Here is a 21418-nt window from a genome sequence, read left to right on the forward strand (position 1 = left end):
TGTACCGGCGCGTATTGCGTGACCGCGGACGTTATCGCCCGCGGCTCGTGCTCAATAGCGCAGCAGCGCCGAGCCCCACGTGAAACCGCCGCCGAAGGCTTCCAGCAGCAGCAGCTGGCCGCGCTGCACCTTGCCCGAACGCACGGCTTCGTCCAGCGCCAGCGGCACCGAGCCGGACGAGGTGTTGCCGTGGCGGTCGACGGTCACCACCACGCGCTCCATCGGCATGTCCAGGCGCTTGGCCGTGGCTTCGATGATGCGCAGGTTGGCCTGGTGCGGAATCAGCCAGTCGATGGCGTGGCGGTCCAGGCCATTGGCCTCGAGCGTTTCCTCCACCACCGAGTCGAGCGCCTTGACGGCGTGCTTGAACACGTCGTTGCCGCTCATGTGGATGCGCACACCGGCATTCGGCTCGCCCGGCTTGAAGCCGACCGACACGCCGACCGGGTTCCACAGCAGTTCCTTCTTGCCGCCATCGGCGTGCATGTGCGTGCTGAGGATGCCGGTTTCGGTATCGGCCTTGAGGACCACCGCGCCGGCGCCGTCGCCGAACAGCACGCAGGTGGTGCGGTCGCTCCAGTCCACCATGCGCGTGAGGGTTTCCGCGCCGATCACCAGCGCGGTCTTCGCCGCGCCCGAACGGATGAACTTGTCGGCCACCGTGAGCGCGTAGACGAAGCCGGAGCAGGCGGCGTTGACGTCGAAGGCCGGGCAGCCGTCCGCGCCCAGGCGGTGCTGGATGAGGCAGGCGGTGGACGGGAAGATGAGGTCCGGCGTGGTCGTGCCGACGACGATGAGGTCGAGTTCCTTCGCGTCGACGCCGGCGGCTTCCAGCGCGCGCACGGCGGCGTGGTAGCCCAGGTCGCTGGTGAACTCGCCTTCGGCGGCGATGTGGCGCTGGCGGATGCCGGTGCGCGCCGCGATCCACTCGTCGCTGGTATCGACGAGCTTGGCCAGTTCGTCGTTGGTCAGGCATTTTTCCGGCAGGTAGCTGCCGGTACCTGCGATGCGCGCGAACACTTGCTGGGTCATGCCTGTCTCGATCCGGTAGGGCGGCGCGTCCGGCCCGGGGGGGGCATTGGTCGGCGACCGCGGTGCGATCCGGCGCGGCCGGATTGCGTGGGGGCAAACCGTGAATGCTACTCCGCTTGCGCGTCCGATTGTGCAGTGCGCAAACGCGAACGGGCGCTTACGCGCCCGCTTCGGTCCGGCCCACCGGACGCCGTGAAGGACGCCCGATGCCGGAAGTGCTGCTGTCCGGCGCGCGTGGCGCCGTGACGGGGTGCTTGCCTGCGGGTGATCACTGCAAGCGTGATCACGCCACCAGGATCACTCCTCGTCGGCCACCGTGGTCTTGGTGTCGATGACCTTCTTGCCACGGTAGTAACCGTCGGCGGTCACGTGGTGGCGCAGGTGGGTCTCACCGGTGGTCGGGTCGGTCGCCAACTGCTTGGGCGACAGGGCATCGTGGGCACGGCGCATGCCACGCTTGGACGGGGTAACGCGGGACTTCTGGACTGCCATGATCGTGCTCCACTAAAGCTTCAGTTGTTCGGTTTGGACTTCAACGCCGACAGGGCGGCAAATGGATTGGGCCGGTCCTGCGCCTGTTCTTCCTGTTCGGCCTGCGTGACGGGCCAGTCGTGCTCCACCGCCTCGCTGGAAGGGCTCACTGGCACCACCGGGACGGCGAGGATGAGTTCGTCCTCGACCAGGTCGGCGGTCCGCAGCATGCCGTCCTCCGGCACCAGCAATGGTTCGTAGCCTTCCGGCAGCGCGGCCTCGTCCGCCTCATCACGGATGAGTCCAAGACGCTGCACGATCGATACCGGCAGGAGGAAACGTTCCATGCTGCGCTGGCACACCAGCGGCAGCTGGGCTTCGATGCGCAACTCGACGTAGGGCACCTGCAGCGCGTCGCGGTCGAAATCGAGCGCGAAGCGGACATCGCCGTCCGAATCGAGGAGGCTTCCCCCCAACCTCGTCAGGGCCGACAGCGGCAGGCGTCCTTCGACACCGCGCCGCGCCGCCACCATGCGCCAGGCATCCAGAACGTCGGGTACCCGCTGCTGAGGTGGCAAGCCAGCTGACATAAGACGCGGAATGTTAGAGGGTCGCCCGGACCAGTGTCAAACCGTAAACCCTTGTGGCGGCGGGGAATTGCCGGCAGCCCGGGCGGGAGGTCAGACTGCGGTTCCGCACGCAACGGCCCGATCCGTGACCGCTTCCACCCTATTCTGGACCCTGGTCGCGGCTGTCGTCGTGATCCTCACCCTGCTCCTGCTCCGCCAGCGGCTCCCCAGCCGCCGCGCCCGGGCCGTGCGCGACCTGCTGGACGCCGCCGACGCCCTGGAAGCCCGCCTGCGCACCGCGCGGGCCGAAATCGAGGCGATCGCCGGTGAACAGGGCCCCGATCCGGTGGGCGACGCCCTGCGGGAAATGCTCCGCCAGCGGCTGTGGCTGCGAGACCACGGGCGCGAAGCCAGCCTGGAGCAGCTGGCCGAGGTCCGGGCCTCCATCGACGCCGCCCGGGGCCGGATCGAAGCCCAGCTGAACCAGATCGCCCGCGCCCGCCTCCCGGACCGGGGCGCCGGCGCCGTGAGCGGAGCCCCACCGCGGCTGATCCTGGCCTCCACCTCCCCCTATCGCCGCGAACTGCTGGAACGCCTGCGGCTGCCGTTCGAGACGGCGCGCCCCGAGGTCGACGAGACCCCGTTGGCCGGGGAATCCCCGCAGCAGCTGGTGCGGCGCCTGTCGGTGGCCAAGGCCGGGGCGGTCGCGGCCGACGCCGGGCCCGCCTGGGTGATCGGGTCCGACCAGGCCGCCGAACTCGACGGCCAGCCGCTGGGCAAGCCCGGCGACCGGGCCCGCGCCCCAGGCGCAGCTGGCCTCGATGTCCGGCCGCGTCGTCGCCTTCCACACCGGCGTGTGCCTGATCGCGCCGGGACAGGCACCCGCCCTGGCGGTGGACACCACGCGCGTGCGCATGCGCACGCTGGGTGCGGACGAGATCGCGCGCTATCTCGACGCCGAGGGGCCCTTCGACTGCGCCGGCAGCTTCAAGTCGGAAGGCCTGGGCATCGCGCTGTTCGAGGCGATCGAGAGCCAGGACCCGACGGCACTGGTGGGCCTGCCACTGATCGCAACGGCGCAGCTGCTGCGCCAGGCCGGCTGGCCCCTGCCCTGACCCGGCGGCCCCGCGCCGGCCCATGCGGGCAGGTCCTCAAGCGCATCTGCCGGGATATGCCCGGATATGTCCGGACAGTCCCGAAGTCTCTCCCGACATATGCCCGCATATGTCCGGACAGTTCCGCGGAGTCTCCCGACATATGCCCGCATATGTCCGGACAGTCCCGCGGAGTCTCCCGACATATGCCCGCATATGTCCGCACAGTCCCGCGGAGTCTCCCGACATATGCCCGCATATGTGCGGACAGTCCCGCCGAGTCTCCCGACATAGGCCTGCATATGTCCGGACAGTCCCGGAGTGTCTCCCGACATATCCCCGCCTATGTCCGGACAGTCCCGCGGAGTCTCCCGACACAGGCCTGCCCATGTCCGGACAGTTCCGGAGAGGCTCCCGGCATGGCCGCCCATGTCCGGCCAGTTCCGGCAACGCTTCCGGCACAGGCCGGATAGCGCTGGATCGCGGCCGGACCGCGCGGGCCGGCCGTGACATCGAAGGGCTCCCGGAAAAGCCGGCGCCGGAGCGCCGGCACTTTCAACGCAGCTGCAGCGGCTGCTCGGACCAGTCCTCGATGCTGCCATCGCGACCATGCAGGCGCAGGCCCAGCCAGTGGCGTCCGGGGCCGATGCTCTCCACTGCCTCCAGGTCCACCGGCGCGGCGAACCCGACGTAGGGGTGCTGCGGATCGTTGCTGGGCGGCCAGTCCTTCTGCAGGCCGGCGTATTCGCGGCCGTAGTCGGCGCTGGCGACCGGGCGCCCGTCGATCAGGATCTCCACCCGCTCCAGCCCCACGCCGTCCTTGAACGCCCAGCCGGTCACTTCGAACTTCCGGCCCACGGTGGCGGCGCCGGCGGGCGCATCGATCCAGGCCATGGCCGGGGTGGTGCACGGCCCCTCGCGGCGCCGGTCGAGCGCGAACAGCGCGAAACGCTGGCGCCCGTGGTCCACGTTGAGCATGGTCGGCGGCGGCAGCGGGCCGACCATGTCGCACAGGGCGTGGTAGCGGTCGAGCAGGTGCTTGTACGACACCTCGGTCACGCCCACGACCAGCAGCGTCGGCGATGCGCTCCAGTCGGTGCCGCCGCGGTGCGAAAGTCCCCACAGGTCCAGCTGCGGCGCGCGGCCGTGCTTGTGGTTGAGCGGATGGTCCAGCACCGGGATGTCCGCGTCCGACAGCGCGAAGCCCAGTTCGGCGCCCACCTTGAAGTTGTCGGCGATCACGCGCGTGCCCGGCGGCATGCGCTCGCGCTGGCGGCGCACCGCGTCGGCCAGTTCGTCCCAGCCGGCGAAGTTGGCCGGGTACCACTTCTCCGCCGCGGCCCGCGCGCGCGTCTGCGGCGTCGAGGCGGCCACGTAGTAGCCCAGCATGGCCAGCAGGCCCAGGGCGGCGAGCAGCCACGTTGCGGCGCGCAGCGGACGCGGCCACAGCGCCAGCACGCCAGGCAGCAGCGGGATCAGCGCCAGGTAGCCCGGCAGCGGCCAGTGGAAACTCACCCGCTCGGTGTCGGCGAAGAAGCCCAGGGTGAAGAACCCCAGCACCACCAGGCCACCCAGCAGCGCCAGGTAGCGCGTCGCCGGCAATGCACCGTGCCGGCCGCGCCAGCTAGCGTGCGCCAGCGCGGCGAACAGCAGCGGCGTCACCAGCAGGGCCTGGATCGCGATGAAGGCGATGCCGTCGGCATGGAACGCCCACGGATGGCGGTCGACCAGCTGGAAGCGCAGGCCCGCATCGGCATTGCCCAGGTTCCATGCCACCAGCGGCGTCCACGCCGACGCCCCCAGGGCGATGGCGATCCACACGCGCACGTCGCGCAGCGCGTTGCGTCCGTCGGCGAGCAGCAGCAGGGCGATGAAGCCCACGCCGATCACCGCGATGAAGCGGTAGTGGCTCAGTGCGCCCAGCGTCAGTCCCAGCGCCAGCTCCAGTGCGCTGGCAGCGCTGACCTCGCGCAGCAGTCGCGCGCCCGCGTCCACGCACAGCAGCGTGGCCAGCGCCATCATCGCGTCGGGCAGCGCCAGCAGGCCCAGCGTGCCGGCCAGTGGCAGCAGCAGGGCGAAGCAACCGGCCTGCCAGCCGTGCCGGGGACCGAATTCGCGCGCGGTGATGCGCACCATCAGCAGCGGCACCAGCGCGGCGATGACCAGGAACGGAGCGCGCAGCGCGAACGGGTGCTCGCCACCCAGCGCCACGCCCAGGCGCGTCAGCCACGCGGTCAGGCCCGGAAGATCGGAATAGGCGGCGGCCAGGTGCTGGCCTTCCTGCCAGTAGAAGGCCTCGTCGACGAACAGCGGCAGGCGCGCGGCGACGATCAGCTTGAGCAGCAGCACGCCGGCCCACAAGGCCCAGAACAGCTGCCGCTGGAAGCCGGCATCGTCGGTCAGCGCGATGTCGCCGGCGTGCCCGCGCAGCCCCGGTCGCGCGATGTCCGCCCGCCCTTCTTCCCGAAGTCCGCGCTGTCCCACTCCGTCCTCCCTCATGAATCCACGACCCCGCTACACTTCGACGACATTGAGGAGAAAGCGATGGCGGCATCCCCGACCGCGGCGAACATGCTACCCGATGCCCTGCGCAGCGCCCTCGACCGGGCCCAGGCCCAAGTCAACGGGCTGGTCCTGGGCAAGCCCAACGAGGTCCGCCTGGCCTTCGTCGCCCTGCTGGCCGGCGGCCACGTGCTCATCGAGGATCTCCCCGGCCTAGGCAAGACCACCCTCGCGCACGCGCTCGCCGCCACGCTGGGCCTGGATTTCCAGCGCGTGCAGTTCACCTCCGACCTGCTGCCCGCCGACGTGGTGGGCGTGTCGGTGTTCGATCCGCAGGCGCGCACCTTCCAGTTCCACCCGGGCCCGGTCTTTGCCCAGGTGCTGCTGGCCGACGAGATCAACCGCGCGCCGCCGCGCACGCAGAGCGCGCTGCTCGAGGCGATGGCCGAGCACCAGGTCACCGTCGACGGCAGCACGCATGCATTGCCCGATCCGTTCTTCGTCATCGCCACGCAGAACCCGATCGACCTGGCCGGCACCTATCCCCTGCCCGACTCGCAGCTGGACCGGTTCCTGCTGCGCCTGGCGCTGGGATATCCCGGCGAAGAAGCCGAGCGCGACCTGCTGGCCGGCACCGACCGCCGCGACCTCATCGCGCAGACGCGCCCGCTGCTGTCCAGCGCCGACGTGCTGGCCGGCCGCCGCGCCGTCCAGGCCGTCCACGCGAGCGAGGCCCTGATCGCCTACGTGCAGGCGCTGCTCGCACGCAGCCGCAAGCACCCGGGCGTGCGCGTGGGCCTGTCGCCGCGCGCGGGACTGGCGCTGCTGCGGGCCGGCCGCGCCCACGCGCTGCTGCTCGGACGCTCGCACGTGTTGCCCGAGGACATCCAGGCGCTGTTCGGCCCGGTGGCGGCGCATCGTCTGGTGGCCGATGCCCAGGCCGGCAGCGATGCATCGCTGGCCAAGTCCATCCTGCACGCCGTCCCGGTCGACTGATACGGGCGCCGTCGTGCAGGCCGCTGCCGCGCCGAAGCGAGCCGTACCCGTCGTCGGCCCACTGCTGCGCCGCGCGCGCGGCTGGGCGATGCTGCTCACCCGTCCGCGCCACGCCGAACAGCTGCCGGTGTCGATCGACCGGCGCCGCGTGTACGTACTGCCGACGCGCTTCGGCCTGTTCTTCTCCGTGCTCCTGCTGGCCATGGTGGTCGGCGCGCTGAACTACAACAACAATCCCGCGCTGATGCTGGGCTTCCTGCTCGGCGGCGCGGGCATGGCCAGCCTGCTGGCGGCGCAGATGCAGCTGACCGGACTGGAAATCGCCGCGATCGACGCCGAGCCGGTGCCGGCGGGCCAGCCGCTGATGGTGCGCGTGCACACGCGCGCCGAACCCTCGCGACGGCGGCGGGGCCTGCGCGTGGACGATGACGGCGCCGGGGGGGGCGGCGTGCCGGCGGGCGAGTCGGCTTTGCTCAATCTCGACCAGGGCCACGGCGAAGCCCAGCTGGCGCTGCCCACGCGGCGTCGTGGCTGGCTCGAACTGCCGCGCCTGCGGGTGTACACGCTGCGTCCGCTCGGGTTGGCGCGCGCCTGGGCCTACATCTGGAGCGACGCGCCGCTGCTGGTCTATCCCACGCCGGAAGAACATGGCCCGCCGCTGCCGACGGGCTCGGGCGAGAACGTGCAGACGCGCCTGCATGCCAGCGGCGACGACGTGCACCACCTGCGCGCGTACCGCACCGGCGACTCGCGTCGCGCCATCGCCTGGAAACCGTCCGCGCGACGCGATTCCCTGATCGTGCGCGAATACGAACAACCGCTCGGCGCCGACGTCGTGCTGGACTGGAATGCCCTGAGCGGCCTGGCGTGGGAGCCGCGCGTGAGCCGGCTGGCGCGCTGGGTCGACGAGGCCGAACGCGACGGGCGCCGCTATCGCCTGTGCCTGCCCGGGCAGGCGCACCTTGGCCCCGACCGCGGCGTGCAGCATCGCCATGCCTGCCTGCGCGCGCTGGCCCTGCTTCCCGATGCGACCGAAGCGACCGAAGCGACCGATCCGCGGGAGATCGCATGAGCGCGTTGCCGCCGCAGACGCTCGACGACGTCAGCCGACGCTGGGCGCTGGGCGCGGCGGCCCTGTGCCTGTTGCCGCTGCTGCTGCAGTTGCCCGGCTGGCTGGCCATGGTCATTGCGGTGGGCGGCATCGCGCTGACCGCCGCCGGGTGGCGCCGTCAGCTGCCGCTCGCCCTGCGCGTGGCCACGACGCTCGCCGTCGTCGGCATGGTGCTGGCCGCCTACCACTTCCGGTTCGGCCGCGACACCGGCTGCGCGCTGCTGGCGGGCATGCTGGCGCTCAAGCCCACCGAGACCGCGCACGCGCGCGACGCGCGCAGCCTGATCGGTTTCTCCCTGTTCGCGCCCTTCGCCACCTTCCTGCTCGACGAGGGGCCGGTGTCGCTGCTGCTGGGCCTGGTCGCCGCGCTGGTCGGGCTGGCCGCGCTGCAGCGCATTGCCGAACTGGAGTCGGGCGACAGCCGGTTCGCGCTGCCCATCTCCGCCCGCCTGCGCAGCGTGGGCCACCTGGCCCTGGTCGGCCTGCCGATCGCGCTGGTGGCGTTCTGGCTGTTTCCGCGGCTGGGCACGCCGCTGTGGGGCATTCCGCAGCGGGCCATGGGCTCGTCGGGCCTCTCCGACACGATGGAACCGGGCCAGTGGCTGGACATGTTCGTCAACGACGACCCGGCGCTGCGGGTGCGCTTCTTCGGCGCCGTCCCGCGGCAGGACCAGATGTACTGGCGCGGCCCCGTCATGTGGGACTTCGACGGCCAGGCCTGGCGGCAGCCGGCGTGGGCGCAGGCCCTGCCGCCGGCGCCGTCGCAGCCTTCGTCCACGCGCTGGGATTACGAGCTGGAGTTCGAACCCACCGAGCGCATGCAGCTGGTGGCGCTGGATATCCCGATGCAGGCGCCCGCGCTGGCGCGGCTGGGCCTGGACCACAACCTGCAGGCCGCCGCCCCGCTGACGTCGGTCACGCGCTGGCGCCTGGCCTCGTCCCCGCCCGCCCGCTACCAGGCCGACCTGCCGGACCGGTTCCGCGACGCCGCCCTGGCGCTGCCGGACGGGTTCAACCCGCGCACGCTGGCCCTGGCCCGGGAATGGCGGCGCGACGCGGGCGCCGACGACACTGCGATCGTGGACCGCGCCCTGGCCTGGGTACGCCGCGATTTCGCCTACACGCTCGACACACCCCCGTGGGGCCGCAACGCCGTCGACGAATTCCTCTTCGACACCCGGGCGGGGTTCTGCCAGCACTTCAGCGCGTCGTTCGTGGTGCTCATGCGCGGCGCGGGCATCCCCGCCCGCGTCGTCACCGGATACGCCGGCGGGTACAAGAACGTCTTCAGCGACTACTGGATCGTCCGCCGCTCCGACGCCCATGCCTGGGCCGAAGTCTGGCTCCAGGGGCGCGGCTGGGTGCGCGTGGATCCGACCGCGGCGGTCGCCCCGGAGCGCATCTACGACACCCTGGCCGACCGCATGCCGGGGGCCGGCGGCCTGTTCGGCGCGCTGGGTTCGCAGGCCTGGAACCTGCGCGACTGGATGCGGCGCGGCTGGAACAACCTCGCCCTGGGGTTCGATGCCCAGCGCCAGTCCCAGCTGTTCAAGCCGCTGGGCGTGGACCGCCTGCGCAGCCGCGACCTGATCATCCTGTTCGGCCTGTTCACGGTGCTGGCCATCACCTGGATGGCCTGGCTGAGCGCGCGCGGCCAGCGCGAGCCCGACCCGGTGATCCGCGCCTGGCACCGGCTGCAGCGCCGCTATCGCCGGCACGGCCTGGCCTGCGCGCCGCATGAGCCGGCCGGCCAGTGGGCTGAACGCGTCAGACTGGAGCACCCTGACCAGGGCGCGGCCCTGGCGCAACTCAGCGACCGTTTCGTCGCCTGGCGCTACGCTCCACTCAAGCCCGGGCCGCGCAGCGTCGATCAAGTGCGCCGCGAGCTTGTCCGCGACCTGCGCCGGCACCGACCCCTATCTCCCGGAGGACGCCCATGAAACCCCGTCTGTACATCCTGGCCATCGTGGCCTTGCTTGCATCCGCCTGTGCGTCCGCGCCGCGTCCGCTGCAGGGGACGTTCAACGAGATCACCCCGCGCGACGCGGCCGAGGCCGACATCACCGGCACCATGGTCCGCTGGGGAGGCCGCGTCGTCGGTGTGGAACCGCAGGCCAACCGCACCTGCTTCGAGATGATCTCCACCCGCCTGTCGGGCTATGCCCGCCCGTACTGGGAGACCGACGACACCGGCGGCCGCTTCATCGCCTGCCGCACCGGCTTCTACGACCCGGCACTGTTCGAGCAGAACCGCGAAGTCACCTTCACCGGCCGCGTGGACGGCTACGAGAACCGCAACATCGGCCAGTACGCCTACCGGTTCCCGCGCATGGAAGCCGATGTCGTCTACCTGTGGCCGATCCGCGAGCGCGTCGACGTGATCACCCGTCCGGCGCCGTGGCCGTGGTGGGGCTGGTGGTGATGGCGGGTTGACCGACCCGGACCGCAACGCAAACGCCCGGCCTGAGCCGGGCGTTTCGTTTTTGCGGAGTGCACTTGCTGGACCGCGCGCTCCAGCCGGGCGCCTTCCTTGCAGCGCGCGCCTCGCGCTCAGCGCGGCGTGCCGAAGCGTCCCAGCGGCGCACCGGCCAGCAGGTGCAGGTGGAGCTGGAAGACGGTCTGCCCGCCATGCGCGTTGCAGTTCATCACCGCGCGGTAGCCGTCCTGCGCGAAGCCCTGTTCGCGCGCGTACCGGGCCGCCGCCAGGTGCAGCCGGCCGACCACCGCGGCGGTGTCCGCGGTGAGATCGTCGAGCGTGGGAATCGTCGCCTTGGGCACGAACAGCACGTGCACCGGCGCCTGCGGCGCGATGTCGCGGAACGCGATGAGGTCATCGTCCTCGTAGACGATGTCGGCCGGAATCTCGCGACGGATGATCTTGTGGAAGATGGTGTCGGTCATGGGACGGTCCGCAGGCGGGGGAGTGGCCGTAACCTTCGCCGGAATCGGCCCCGCTGACAACGTGGCCACGCCGCGGGAGCGGTATGCCTCAGGGCATCTCGCCGCGCGATCCGAAGGCATGCGACAGGGTGCCGCGGTCGACGTATTCGAGCTCCCCGCCCAGCGGCACGCCGTGGGCCAGGCGGCTGGGACGGACCTTGTGCTGGCGCGCCAGGTGCGCCAGGTAGTGGGCGGTTGCTTCGCCCTCCACCGTGGGATTGGTGGCGATGATCAGTTCCTGCACTTCGCCCTCGGCCAGGCGTGCGGCAAGCCGGTCCAGCCCCAGTTCGCGCGGGCCGATGCCGTCCAGCGGCGACAAGCGCCCCTGCAGCACGAAGTACTGGCCGCGGTAACCGGTGGCCTGCTCGATGGCCAGCCGGTCGGCTGGCGATTCCACGGCGCACAGCAGGTGCGCCTCGCGCGAGGCGCTGGCGCAGGTGGCGCAGACTTCCGTCTCGCTGAAATCCCGGCAGCGGCTGCAATGGCCGATGTGCTCGACGCCGGCGGCGAGCGCGGCCGCCAGCCGCCGGCCGCCATCGCGGTCGCGCTCGAGCACGTGATAGGCCATGCGCTGGGCGGACTTGGGCCCCACGCCCGGCAGCACGCGCAGGGCTTCGATCAGTTGTTCGAGCAGGGGTGAGGACACGATCGCGAACGCCTGCAGGAAGGAATCAGGAAGCCGAAAGGAAAACAGCGCCGAGGCGCGGCGCGCCGCCGGCCGGAAGAGTCCGACCAAATTCGGATTCGTCCCTGCCCGTCCGCGCCTCCATCACCTGCATCGCCGTCAGAACGGCAGCTTCATGCCTGGCGGCAGCGGCATGCCGGCCGTCGCGGCGGCCATCGTCGCCTGAGACTGTGCGTCGATCTTGTTGGACGCATCGTTGAACGCGGCCGCGATCAGGTCCTCGGCCATCTCAGGATCCGACAGCACGCTGGGATCGATCCGCACCTTGCGGCATTCCTTGCGACCGGTGAGGGTCACCGAGACCATGCCGCCGCCGGCCTGGCCGACGGCTTCAAGCTTGGCGATCTCTTCCTGGGCGCGCTGCATGTTTTCCTGCATGCGCTGCGCCTGCTGCATCAACTGGGCGATGTTGCCTTTCATGTTCGCTACTCGTTCTGTCTCGGGGGGGGAATTACAAGGTCGCCGACGCCGCCGGACTGGCGGTCAGGGCTCGTCGAACGGCCGGATGGAATCGGCCACCACTTTCGCGCCGTGCTGCGACATCAGCCGCTGCACGTCGGGATCGTTGAGGAACGCGGTTTCCGCGGCGTTCTGGCGTTCGTCGCGCGCGCGCTCGTTGCGGTCGCGCAGCGAGGTGCCCTGCTGCGCCACGCCTTCGAACCGGATCTGCGGGCATCCGCCCAGCGCGGGCGTGAGTGCGTCGGCCATCATCCTGGTCAGCGCGCCCGACTTGAGGTGTTCCTCGTCCGACGGCAGCGACAGCCGCAGGATGCCGTCGTCGTAGCCGACGAACGTGGAGTGTTCGGCCAGGATGCGGGCCGGACCACGCAGGCCGCTGCTGGCCACCAGCGCATGCCAGGCATCGGCATCGACCAGGGTGCTGGCGGCGGCGCCCGGACTGGCGGTGGTCGAAGCCGCAGGCATCGACGGCGTTGGCACATTCGAGAACGGTGCCGGTTCGTTCGCGGCCTCAAACCGGGCGGGTGCTACCGGCGCGGACGCAATCGCAGCCACCGGCGCGGGCGCAGTTGGAGCGGGCGGCGCCGGAGTGCTGCTCATGGCCGAGGGGGCGATCAACGGCGGACGCTTCGCGGGCGTGGCGACGTCCGCGGCCGGCCACGGTGGCGAGTCCTTGCCGGCACCGGCATCGATCGGCGGCCGCGAGGCCACCGGACGATCCGCGCCGCGCTCCGGCGCCAGCAGTGCAGCCGCGGCTTCGCGCGCCAGGGCCGGACTGGTACGGCCCGGGCCGGTGGCACTGCCCGTGGCGGCAGCCGGGGCGCGGGCGCCCTCGCCGTCCGCCGGCCGGAACGCCAGCATGCGCAGCACGGTCATTTCGAAGCCCGCGCGGGGGCTGGGCGCGTACGCCAGGTCGCGACGGCCGTTGAGCGCCATCTGGTACCACAGCTGCACGACTTCGGGCCGCACGCGGGCGGCCAGGCCGTCCACGTCGACGCCCTCGCCTTCGCTGGGCACCTCCGGCACCAGCTGCCGGACCTGGATGCGGTGCAGCGCCGCACCGAACGCATCGAGCACGCCGCCCCAGTCCGGGGAGAACTCGGCCAGGGTCGCCACTTCGGCCAGCAGGGCCGCGCCGTCGCCGTTGGCCAGCGCCTGCAGCAGCGCATCCACGCGGGTGCGGTCCACGGTACCCAGCATCGCGGCCACGCCGGCGTTGTCCAGCTGCCCGCCCCCGGCGCTGGCGCCGGTGTAGCCGATGGCCTGGTCCAGCAGCGACAGGCCGTCGCGCAGGCTGCCGTCCGCCGCGCGCGCCAGCTGGGCGATCGCGCCGGATTCGGCGGCAATGCCCTCGGCCTGCAGGATGCGCGTGATCTGGCCGGTGATCTGCGCTTCGTCCAGCCGCTTGAGGTTGAACTGCAGGCAGCGCGACAGCACCGTGACCAGCAGCTTTTCCGGATCGGTGGTCGCGAACAGGAACTTCACGTGTCCGGGCGGTTCTTCCAGCGTCTTGAGCAGCGCGTTGAACGCGGCCTTGGACAGCATGTGCACTTCGTCGATCAGGTAGACCTTGTACCGCCCTCGCGAGGGCATGTACTGCGCGTTCTCGATCAGTTCGCGGACGTTGTCCACGCCGGTGTTGCTGGCTGCGTCGATCTCCAGCAGGTCGATGTAGCGGCCGGCGTCGATCGCCAGGCAGGTCTCGCACTGGCCGCAGGGATCGGCGGAGGTGCCCTGCTCGCAGTTGAGCGACTTGGCGAAGATGCGCGCGATCGTGGTCTTGCCCACGCCCCGGGTGCCGGTGAAGAGGAAGGCATGGTGGACGCGGCCCGAGTCCAGCGCATTGGTGAGCGCACGGACCACGTGCTCCTGCCCGACCAGTTCGGCGAAACGCTTCGGGCGCCACTTTCGGGCAAGGACGAGGTAGGACATGCCTGCCATTCTGACGCGACGCGGATCATATGGGCAGTCCGCAGTCCGGTTGGTTCAGCGGGACAGGCAACGCCGGGGGCGCCAGGGGTCCCCGGGCGCACCGGGTTTGAGGCGCCGCGGATGGAAATCCGCTCGCTCCACGGGCCATGCGGGTCGCCCGGCGCAGGCGCGGGCTACCAAGGTGGGGCGTTGCGCGCTAGAATCTGCGCCCCTGAAGACGGCCGGACGCCGCGTTCAGGCCTGCGGTACCAGGTGCGGAGAGGTGTCCGAGTGGTTGAAGGAGCACGCCTGGAAAGTGTGTAAGCGTCTAAACCGCGCTTCGGGGGTTCGAATCCCCCTCTCTCCGCCAGTATCGCTGTCTTGTCATTGTTCGTCGTAGTGCCGCAACAGTTCCCTGCAACCCGATCCATCGCCGGCGCGCAATGCGCTGGCGCAAAGCCACACCAGCAAGTCTCCATGGTGGCCCCGTCGGCCCCTCGCGACGCTAGGTCGAAAACCCCGCCAGGGCCGGAAGGCAGCAACGGTATCGATCGATGCGGGCGCCGAGGTCAGCCGGCGGGGTCATCGCCTTTCCGGGCTCCGCGGCATCCGTCCGCCGCCCCGGACTTGCCGTCCGTCACACTCGGTTGAACCCGCGCCCCGAGGGCGCCCGTCGGCGCTTGCCTTCAGGGGGCACCTTGTCCACAGTGCCGCCACGCAGTGACGTTCATGGGGGACTGCTGCGACAGGGAGTCATTGACATGGGATTGTTCAGTAACTGGTTCAAAGGACGGAAGTACGACACCGCAGCATCCTCGGCCGAGCCGATCACCTACGCGCGCCTGCCCGAACGCAACATCCGCTACGACCCTGGCCTGGTCGACAGCCTCAAGCACGACCACACCGAACTGGTATCCATGTACGGCCAACTGGGTCAGGACGTGAAGGACGGCCAGTTCCAGCGCATTCCCAACGCCCTGCTGGCGTTCAAGACGCGCCTGGAAGCCCATCTGCTGATCGAGAACGTGCGCTTCTACGTCTACCTGGAGCAGGCGATCGCCGGCGACAGCGACAACATGGCATTGATCCGCGACTTCAGACGCGAGATGAATACCATCGCGCGCGGCGTGGTCGAGTTCGTCCGGCGCTACCAGCAGACGCGCGTCACTCCCGAGAACAGCCTGAACTTCATCCGGGAATACGACGAGGTCGGCAAGCTGCTGGTCATGCGCATCGAGCGCGAGGAAGGCAACCTGTATCCGCTCTACGCGCCCTGAGGCGTCGGCGAAGGATGGTCGTGGGGTTTCACTGCTCTGCCCGCCTGCGGGGGGCGTGAACCCCACGGCCCTGCTCCGCGTCGGCACGTGCCGGCGCGCAGCGGCAGAACCCGCTATCGCGGCCGGGGGTGCAGCCAGCCGCTGTCACCTTCCAGATAGCGTTCCTGCTTCCAGATTGGCACCCGGGCCTTGATCTCGTCGATCACGAACCGGCACGCCGCGAACGCCGCGTCGCGGTGGGCCGCACTCACGCCCACCCACACCGCCAGTTCGCCGATCGCCAGCTCGCCCATGCGGTGCACGCAGCGTGCATCAATGATGTCGAAGCGGGCCAGCGCCTCGTCGAGCACGCGTTCGCCCTCCCTGAGCGCCAGGTCCTCGTAGGCCTGGTAATGCAGGCCCCGCACGCGGCGCCCATCGTTGTGGTTGCGCACCCAGCCCTCGAAGCTGGTGAAGCCGCCGACGCGGTCGTCGAGCAGCTGCGCGCGCAGGGCGGCCACGTCGAAAGGCGTGGCGGCCAGCTGGAACCGCGACTGGCTGGGGGTATCCATGTCAGCCCCCGCTCACCGGTGGAATGAAGGCAATCTCGCTGCCGGCCACGACCGCCTGCTCCCACGGCGCGAACTCGCCGTCGACCGCGACGCGCAGGCGGTCGCGCGCCAGCGCGAAGCCGTGGCGGGCGCGCAGGCGCTCGTACAACCCGGCCAGGTCGCCGCCCACCGGGACCTGCTCGCTGGCCACGCCGGCCGCGTCGCGCAGGCTGGCGAAGTACAGCACGGTGGCCACCGCGCTCATGCCCGCCCTCCGATGTCGCGCTTGCCACCGCGCTTGGAAACCAGCTTCGCCGGTCCGATCACGATCGCGTGCGAAAGCGCCTTGCACATGTCGTAGACCGTCAGCGCCGCCACCGTCGCACCGGTGAGGGCCTCCATCTCGACGCCGGTGCGGTGGGTGGTCTTCACCGAACAGCGGATATCCAGTGTCTGCGCACCATCCCAGTCCACGGCGATGCGGCAGCCGTCGATGGGGAGCGGATGGCAGAACGGGATCAACTCATGCGTGCGCTTGACCGCCATCGTCCCGGCGATCACGGCGGTCTCCACGATGCCGCCCTTCGCGCTCTTCAATCCGCTGGCGCGCAGCTGCGTGGCCACGGCGGCAGGAAAACGCACGCGACATTGGGCGACGGCTTCGCGCGCCGTGACGGGCTTGCCGGATACATCGACCATCGCCGGCCGGCCGGCGGCGTCGAGGTGGGTCAGTGGCGAGGGCTTGGCGCGGGCGGTTTTCTTCAGCACGTCGGGATCCAGTGGAGACCGTCGTCCGGCGACACCGGGACGAAGCGGAAAAGCAGCACGCGGCGACGGCAGGCCGTCAGCGTGGAATTCGATGGATGGCAGGCAGAGGGGCGCACGACTCACCCGCCGATCAGGTACATCTCGACGTGCCGCCGGGATGCCTGCGCGCTGCCGCGCAGTTCGCTGTAACGGTCGGCGCGTTGCGACCACAGGGTGGCGGCGTGGTCGGCCAGGGCGGCGTCGCCACCGGCCAACCAGGGGCGCAGGTCGTGCCCGCGCGCGGCGAACAGGCAGGTGAAAAGCAGGCCATCGGCGGAGACGCGTGCGCGATGGCAGTCGCCGCAGAAGGGCGCGCTCACCGAACTGACGAAGCCCACCTCGCCCTTTCCATCGACGAAGGCATGGCGGTCCGCCACTTCCCCCCGGTATTGCGCGTCCAGCGGGCGCAGGGGCCAGCGCGCGTGGATCCGCGCATGCACTTCGGACGACGGGACCACGCGATCGCGCCTCCAGCCGTTGCAGGTCCCGACGTCCATGTACTCGATGAAGCGGGCGACAAAACCCTGCGCACGTGCGAATTCGACCAGCGGCACGATCTGGTCGTCGTTGACCCCGCGCTGCACCACGCAGTTGAGCTTGATCGGATCGAAGCCGGCGGCGCGGGCGGCAGCGAGGCCCTCCAGCACGGTATCGAGCTGGCCGCGTCCGCCCGAAAGCTTATGGAACAGCGCCGGATCCAGCGCATCCAGGCTCACGGTGATGCGTTGCAGTCCGGCGTCGCGCAGCGCCTGCGCCTGCCCCGCCAGCAGCGAGCCGTTGGTGGTCAGCGCGATGTCATCCAGGCCGGGAATGCGCACCAGGCGGGAGATGAGTTCCGGCAGGCGGCGGCGCAGCAGGGGTTCGCCTCCGGTCAGCCGCAGCTTGTTCACGCCCAGGCGCACGAAGCCGCGCACCAGGGTTTCGATTTCGTCGAAGGTCAGCCGCTGCGCCGACGACAGGCCATGGTCGTCGGCCACCTGGTCGGCCGGCATGCAATACGGGCAGCGGAAATTGCAGGCGTCGATCAGCGACAGGCGCAGGTCGCGCAGGGGGCGGCCGCGCGCATCGCGCACGCCATGCAGGTCCGTCGCCGGCGCGGGGGCGTTCATGCGTCCTGGGCACGCTGCGCGGTGGGGGGCGCCAGCGCGATGACGTCGCCCGGCCGTGCCACGCGGTGCCCGCGCGCGGCCAGTGCGTCGCCTTCGCCGGCGTCGGCATAGTGGTAGAGCAGGCAGCGCGACAGCAGCGGCGCGGGGTATTCGCGCTCCAGGTCGTCGATGCCGCTGTGCGAGGGATTGCCGTGCAGTGCGCAGTCGTGCGCGATCACCTCGTCGGCGTCTGCGAAGCGGGCCAACTGCTCGGGAATCGGACGCGTATCGCCGGTCCACACCACGCTGCCGCGCAGGCGCAGGCCGAAGCTGGTGTCGGGCCAGTGGTGGCGCGTGGGGAAGACCTCCAGCCGCAGGCCGTCGTGCCAGAACGACGCGCCGACCGGGATCACGTGGAACGCGTCCCAGAAATTCACGCCGCCCTCGGCCAGCACGTTGGGGTAGTCGCCCACGCGCTGGTGCAGCAGCGGGACCAGCGGCGCCGGCACGTACACGCGCGTGCGGCCGCGGCGGTTGGCGTCGAAATACGAATCGACGAACAGCCGCTCGAAGCCGGCGACGTGGTCCAGGTGCGTGTGGGTGATGAAGATCGCATCCGGCGCGCCACCGTACTGGGCCAGGTAATGGGTGAGGCCTTCGCCGCCGCAGTCGATGGTGAGCCACGGTTTCCCGTCGCGCTCGATGGTCGCCATCGCCGATCCCAGTTCGACCGCCGAGGCGTTGCCCACGCCCTGCAATCGCAGTTGCCAGACCATCAGGTACCTCGTGCCCAGACGCGATCGTAGGCCGCGCGAAGCCGGGCGAAATCGGTTTCCACCGCCTCCACCGCGCGGGGGCCGCGCTGTTTGAGCAGCGAACGCTTGAGCCGGGCGAGATTGCGCTCGCGCCAGCCGGTGGCCGGGATGCGCGTCGCGCCACGATCCAGGTCGATCACCCAGCCGCGGCCCGTGGGATCGAAGAGCAGATTGTGCGCGTTGAGGTCGGCGTGATCGAGCCCCGCGCGATGAATGCGCGCGATCAGGCGGCCGGCCTCCTCCCAGGGCGCCCCGTCGCCGGCCACGATCGCGCGATCGGCCAGCGTCCGCACCTCGTCGATGCGCTCGATCAGGATCGCCGCGTTGTAGAACTGGCCGTCGCGCCGGTAGCAGGCGGCGATCGGACGCGGTACCGGCACGCCCTTGGCGGCCATCTCGCGGGTGAGGCGGAACTCGGCGAAGCTGCGGGTGAGGTTCGCACCACGCCACCAGTAGCGGTCGCGATTGAAGTGCGCGATCAGTCCGCCACGCAGGTAGCAGCGCAGCACGGCGGCGCCGAACGGGGCGTCGACGAACCACGCGCCACCGCGGCCGCCGCTGTCAACGGGTCGCGCCTGTTCGCCCCAGGCGCTGGGCACGAACCATTCGGGCTTGGGATGGCGGACGTGGGTGTTGTCGAACAGGATCGCGCCGTAGCCGCGCTCGTCGCGGAACGGCATCAACCCTTCGGCTGGATCGTAGGCTGCCATCAGGTTCCGGGCGCGCGCAGGTCGCGCGCCGCGCGGACCTTGCCGGACCGAACTGGGCACGGTCGACGCCGGGGCGTCGCTCGGGCGTGTATGGACATACACTTCCTCACTTTCTGCCTCATACGTTCTGCTCGGCTTTCGCCGGGACGATCCCCGCGCCACGCGTGCAGCCGCACAGGTCCATCGGAGTCTAGCAAGTCCCATGCCGCCCGCACCCGCCTCGATCTGCCTGCTGCGCCTGTCGGCGCTGGGCGATGTGACCCATGTCGTGCCCCTGGTGCGCAACCTGCAGGACGCTTGGCCGGACTGCGCGCTGACCTGGATCATCGGCCGCGGTGAGCACCGGCTGCTGGAAGGTCTGCACGGCGTCGAATTCATCGAGTACGACAAGAAATCCGGCCTGGGCGGCATGCGCCTGCTGCGACGCACGTTGCGCGGCCGTCGATTCGACGCCCTCCTGCAGATGCAGGTGGCCGCACGCGCCAACCTGCTGTCGGCCTTCGTCCCGGCGCGGCGCCGCATCGGCTACGACCGCTCGCGTGCCAAGGACCTGCACGGGCTTTTCATCAACGAACGCATCGCCGACCGGCCCGGCATCCATGTGCTCGATGCGATCGGCAGCTTCTGCGAACCGCTGGGCCTGGCGCCCGCCCGTCCCGTGCGCTGGGACCTGCCCGTGCCGGACGAGGCGCATGCCTGGGCCCGTGCGCAGTGGCCCGACGATGGCCGCCGGACGCTGATGATTTCGCCCTGTTCCAGCCACGCGGTGCGCAACTGGCGACCCGAACGCTACGCCGCCGTCGCCGACCACGCGGCGGCCCGCGGCTGGCGCGTCGTGCTCTGCGGCGGCCGCAGCGAACTGGAGCGCCGCACGGGCGACGCGATCATCGTCGCGATGCGCTCGCCGGTGCTCGACCTGATCGGCAAGGACACGCTCAAGCAGTTGCCTGCCCTGCTCGCCCGCGCCGACCTGCTCATGACGCCCGACTCCGGCCCGATGCATATCGCCAACGCGATGGGCACGGCGGTGCTTGGCCTGCATGCCGCGAGCAATCCCGCCCGCAGCGGTCCCTACACCACGCAGCGCTACTGCGCCGACCGCTACGACGCCGCCGCGCGCCGCTACCTGGGCCGGCCGGCGAACGAGCTCAAGTGGGGCACCAAGATCGAACATGACGGCGTCATGGACCTGGTGACCGTCGAGGACGGCGTCGCCGCGTTCGAGCGCTACGTGGCCGATTCGCTCAGTTGAGGCCGAGCGGGCGGCACGTCTGACCGCGGCCGCAGCTGCTGGCGCGAAGGGGGATCGGCCAGCACCTGGAGCCGGCGCCAGATCGACAGCTGGGTGCGCTGCCGCCGGCGTTCGCGATAGACCGCGGCGACCAGCGCCAGGACGATCACCACCACGCCCACGCCCACCTGCGACGGCGTCCATTCCCGCGCCCGGCCCATCAGCAGCTCGACGACGACGAAGACCACGCAGGCGGCGGCGCTGTTGCAGGCCAGGCTGCAGAGGACCTTCATCCGGTTGAGCGACTGTCGCGAAGACGGTTCGACGGCTTCCAGATACTCGCGCATGCGCCGGTCGGCGTCGTGGAAGACGGACGTGGACATCTGCGCGGCGTCTGGCAACACCAGACCTTCGCTGCGGGCCAGGCGCTGCCCCAGGAACGCGATCGCCGGCGCCCAGGCCTGGCGCAGGCGCGGCCAGACGATGGCCTGGGCGATGGCGTAGATCAGCCGGCCGAGCGGGCTCAGGGCCAGGCCCAGGACGTAGGCGCCGGCGAACCAGGTCGGCAGGGTCAGTTCGGGCGCCTCGGCCCGCAGCAGGTGCAGGCCCGCCGGGTATCGCAGCACCAGGGCCGTCAGCAGCAGGCCGCCCGGGCACAACCATGCCAACAGGTCGTCATACAGCCAGGACGCGGCCGACTGGGGGCGTTCGCCGCCGAGGCTCATCGTCAGGGCCCCGGTTACGGCGTGTTGCCCGTCCGGTAGTCCTGGTAGGACTTCTCCTCGACGTAGGCCGAGCCCAGCGCGAGGTTGATGTCCTTCTTGATCCGGGCGCGGTCGTCGTTCTCGAAATAGACGGCCCGGGCGAGCCGGATGAATTCCTCATCGAAGGCCTGGGCCTTTTCCTTGAGGCGGATGTCGTCCTCGATCTCCCACAGCCGCTCGTTCACGGCCTTGAGCTGGGCGCGCAGTTCGACGATGTCCTTGCCGGCGGCCGGATGGGCCATCCAGGTCTGCTCCAGCGCCGACAGCTCGTTGCGCACGTTGGCCAGCTTGGCGGGGTCGCTCATGCGCTCGGATTTGATCTGGAGGATCGCGATCTTGTCGAGCAGCTCGCCGAAGGAGACGGGGACCAGGATTTCGGACATGTCAGCGCCGTTGTTCGCAGGGGGAAGACAGTTTAGCCGCCCT

The 21418-nt window shown here is 70.6% G+C and carries 22 protein-coding genes, 1 tRNA gene, 1 other RNA gene and 1 pseudogene; 9 read left to right on the top strand and 16 right to left on the bottom strand.

The annotated features are described in order from the left end of the window. Positions 1 to 51: 51 nt before the first annotated feature. The 3 genes from I8J32_RS16490 to I8J32_RS16500 form a co-directional block, all read right to left on the bottom strand. The gene (locus I8J32_RS16490) at positions 52 to 1032 is read right to left on the bottom strand and encodes a beta-ketoacyl-ACP synthase III (protein ID WP_200613710.1); all 981 of its coding nucleotides are present in this window, start codon (positions 1030 to 1032) and stop codon (positions 52 to 54) included. 297 nt (positions 1033 to 1329) lie between these two features. Further along, a complete protein-coding gene (rpmF, locus tag I8J32_RS16495; protein WP_200613713.1) occupies positions 1330 to 1524 on the bottom strand; it encodes a 50S ribosomal protein L32 in 195 nt (64 codons plus the stop codon). Between the two features lie 20 nt (positions 1525 to 1544). Beyond that, on the bottom strand, positions 1545 to 2093 hold the full coding sequence (locus tag I8J32_RS16500; RefSeq protein WP_200613716.1) for a YceD family protein: 549 nt from the start codon (positions 2091 to 2093) through the stop codon (positions 1545 to 1547). A 505-nt stretch (positions 2094 to 2598) separates the two neighbouring features. On the opposite strand from I8J32_RS16500, the pseudogene I8J32_RS16505 reads away from it, so the two are divergent. Beyond that, positions 2599 to 3187 (top strand): annotated as a pseudogene (locus tag I8J32_RS16505) (Maf family protein). Positions 3188 to 3721: 534 nt separating this feature from the next. Here the strand turns inward: I8J32_RS16505 and I8J32_RS16510 are convergent. Then, the gene (locus tag I8J32_RS16510; RefSeq protein ID WP_200613726.1) at positions 3722 to 5665 is read right to left on the bottom strand and encodes an ArnT family glycosyltransferase; all 1944 of its coding nucleotides are present in this window, start codon (positions 5663 to 5665) and stop codon (positions 3722 to 3724) included. A 45-nt stretch (positions 5666 to 5710) separates the two neighbouring features. Between I8J32_RS16510 and I8J32_RS16515 the strand changes: the two genes are divergently transcribed. The 4 genes from I8J32_RS16515 (at position 5711) to I8J32_RS16530 (ending at position 10197) form a co-directional block, all read left to right on the top strand. Next, a complete protein-coding gene (locus I8J32_RS16515; RefSeq protein WP_200613728.1) occupies positions 5711 to 6664 on the top strand; it encodes an AAA family ATPase in 954 nt (317 codons plus the stop codon). 88 nt (positions 6665 to 6752) lie between these two features. Next, positions 6753 to 7736, top strand: a complete 984-nt coding sequence (locus I8J32_RS16520; protein ID WP_200614442.1) for a DUF58 domain-containing protein — start codon at positions 6753 to 6755, stop codon at positions 7734 to 7736. Further along, positions 7733 to 9715 (top strand): transglutaminase TgpA family protein, encoded by a 1983-nt coding sequence (locus I8J32_RS16525; RefSeq protein ID WP_207526687.1) that lies wholly within the window; start codon positions 7733 to 7735, stop codon positions 9713 to 9715. Before I8J32_RS16520 ends, I8J32_RS16525 begins: the two co-directional genes overlap by 4 nt. Beyond that, on the top strand, positions 9712 to 10197 hold the full coding sequence (locus tag I8J32_RS16530) for a Slp family lipoprotein (protein WP_200613733.1): 486 nt from the start codon (positions 9712 to 9714) through the stop codon (positions 10195 to 10197). The genes I8J32_RS16525 and I8J32_RS16530 overlap by 4 nt, the downstream gene beginning before the upstream one ends. A 128-nt stretch (positions 10198 to 10325) precedes the next feature. On the opposite strand, the gene I8J32_RS16535 is transcribed toward I8J32_RS16530, so the two are convergent. From I8J32_RS16535 to dnaX, 4 genes are all read right to left on the bottom strand, one after another. After that, positions 10326 to 10676 carry a histidine triad nucleotide-binding protein gene (locus I8J32_RS16535; protein WP_200613736.1) on the bottom strand — a complete coding sequence of 117 codons (351 nt, stop codon included), beginning with the start codon at positions 10674 to 10676 and terminating at the stop codon, positions 10326 to 10328. 88 nt (positions 10677 to 10764) lie between these two features. Continuing rightward, positions 10765 to 11361: a recombination mediator RecR gene (gene recR, locus I8J32_RS16540; protein WP_200613738.1), complete on the bottom strand. Its 597-nt coding sequence runs from the start codon at positions 11359 to 11361 to the stop codon at positions 10765 to 10767. A 138-nt stretch (positions 11362 to 11499) separates the two neighbouring features. Then, on the bottom strand, positions 11500 to 11820 hold the full coding sequence (locus I8J32_RS16545) for a YbaB/EbfC family nucleoid-associated protein (protein ID WP_200613740.1): 321 nt from the start codon (positions 11818 to 11820) through the stop codon (positions 11500 to 11502). 63 nt (positions 11821 to 11883) lie between these two features. Then, entirely contained in the window at positions 11884 to 13791 is a 1908-nt protein-coding gene (gene dnaX, locus I8J32_RS16550) for a DNA polymerase III subunit gamma/tau (RefSeq protein ID WP_200613742.1), read from the bottom strand. Between the two features lie 256 nt (positions 13792 to 14047). Between dnaX and I8J32_RS16555 the strand changes: the two genes are divergently transcribed. The 3 genes from I8J32_RS16555 to I8J32_RS16565 all read left to right on the top strand — a co-directional run bounded on the left by I8J32_RS16555 (position 14048) and on the right by I8J32_RS16565 (position 15047). Next, positions 14048 to 14140: transfer RNA gene (locus I8J32_RS16555), tRNA-Ser, on the top strand. A 116-nt stretch (positions 14141 to 14256) separates the two neighbouring features. Continuing rightward, positions 14257 to 14353, top strand: an RNA gene (ffs, locus tag I8J32_RS16560) — signal recognition particle sRNA small type. Between the two features lie 178 nt (positions 14354 to 14531). Beyond that, positions 14532 to 15047: a hemerythrin domain-containing protein gene (locus I8J32_RS16565; protein WP_200613744.1), complete on the top strand. Its 516-nt coding sequence runs from the start codon at positions 14532 to 14534 to the stop codon at positions 15045 to 15047. Positions 15048 to 15160: 113 nt separating this feature from the next. On the opposite strand, the gene I8J32_RS16570 is transcribed toward I8J32_RS16565, so the two are convergent. The 6 genes from I8J32_RS16570 to I8J32_RS16595 all read right to left on the bottom strand — a co-directional run bounded on the left by I8J32_RS16570 (position 15161) and on the right by I8J32_RS16595 (position 18997). Then, complete coding sequence (locus I8J32_RS16570) at positions 15161 to 15598, bottom strand: molybdenum cofactor biosynthesis protein MoaE (protein ID WP_200613746.1); 438 nt, start codon at positions 15596 to 15598, stop codon at positions 15161 to 15163. A 1-nt stretch (position 15599) separates the two neighbouring features. Beyond that, positions 15600 to 15842: a MoaD/ThiS family protein gene (locus I8J32_RS16575; RefSeq protein WP_200613748.1), complete on the bottom strand. Its 243-nt coding sequence runs from the start codon at positions 15840 to 15842 to the stop codon at positions 15600 to 15602. Continuing rightward, positions 15839 to 16276, bottom strand: coding sequence for a cyclic pyranopterin monophosphate synthase MoaC (gene moaC, locus I8J32_RS16580; RefSeq protein WP_200614443.1), 438 nt, complete (start codon positions 16274 to 16276; stop codon positions 15839 to 15841). Before moaC ends, I8J32_RS16575 begins: the two co-directional genes overlap by 4 nt. A 188-nt stretch (positions 16277 to 16464) precedes the next feature. After that, positions 16465 to 17493, bottom strand: a complete 1029-nt coding sequence (gene moaA, locus I8J32_RS16585; protein WP_200613750.1) for a GTP 3',8-cyclase MoaA — start codon at positions 17491 to 17493, stop codon at positions 16465 to 16467. Further along, positions 17490 to 18248, bottom strand: coding sequence for an MBL fold metallo-hydrolase (locus I8J32_RS16590; protein WP_200613752.1), 759 nt, complete (start codon positions 18246 to 18248; stop codon positions 17490 to 17492). The genes moaA and I8J32_RS16590 overlap by 4 nt, the downstream gene beginning before the upstream one ends. After that, a complete protein-coding gene (locus I8J32_RS16595) occupies positions 18248 to 18997 on the bottom strand; it encodes a 3-deoxy-D-manno-octulosonic acid kinase (protein WP_200613754.1) in 750 nt (249 codons plus the stop codon). Before I8J32_RS16595 ends, I8J32_RS16590 begins: the two co-directional genes overlap by 1 nt. A gap of 202 nt (positions 18998 to 19199) precedes the next feature. Between I8J32_RS16595 and I8J32_RS16600 the strand changes: the two genes are divergently transcribed. Then, entirely contained in the window at positions 19200 to 20249 is a 1050-nt protein-coding gene (locus I8J32_RS16600) for a glycosyltransferase family 9 protein (RefSeq protein ID WP_200613757.1), read from the top strand. Here I8J32_RS16600 and I8J32_RS16605 read toward each other — a convergent pair. Together I8J32_RS16605 and I8J32_RS16610 are read right to left on the bottom strand one after the other, a co-directional pair. Next, positions 20225 to 20953, bottom strand: a complete 729-nt coding sequence (locus tag I8J32_RS16605) for a hypothetical protein (RefSeq protein ID WP_200613759.1) — start codon at positions 20951 to 20953, stop codon at positions 20225 to 20227. The two genes, I8J32_RS16600 and I8J32_RS16605, sit on opposite strands and share 25 nt — an antisense overlap. Before the next feature lie 14 nt (positions 20954 to 20967). Then, positions 20968 to 21375, bottom strand: a complete 408-nt coding sequence (locus I8J32_RS16610) for a DUF6165 family protein (protein WP_200613762.1) — start codon at positions 21373 to 21375, stop codon at positions 20968 to 20970. Positions 21376 to 21418 lie beyond the last annotated feature (43 nt).

Source organism: Lysobacter solisilvae (assembly GCF_016613535.2).
Lineage (GTDB): Bacteria > Pseudomonadota > Gammaproteobacteria > Xanthomonadales > Xanthomonadaceae > Agrilutibacter > Agrilutibacter solisilvae.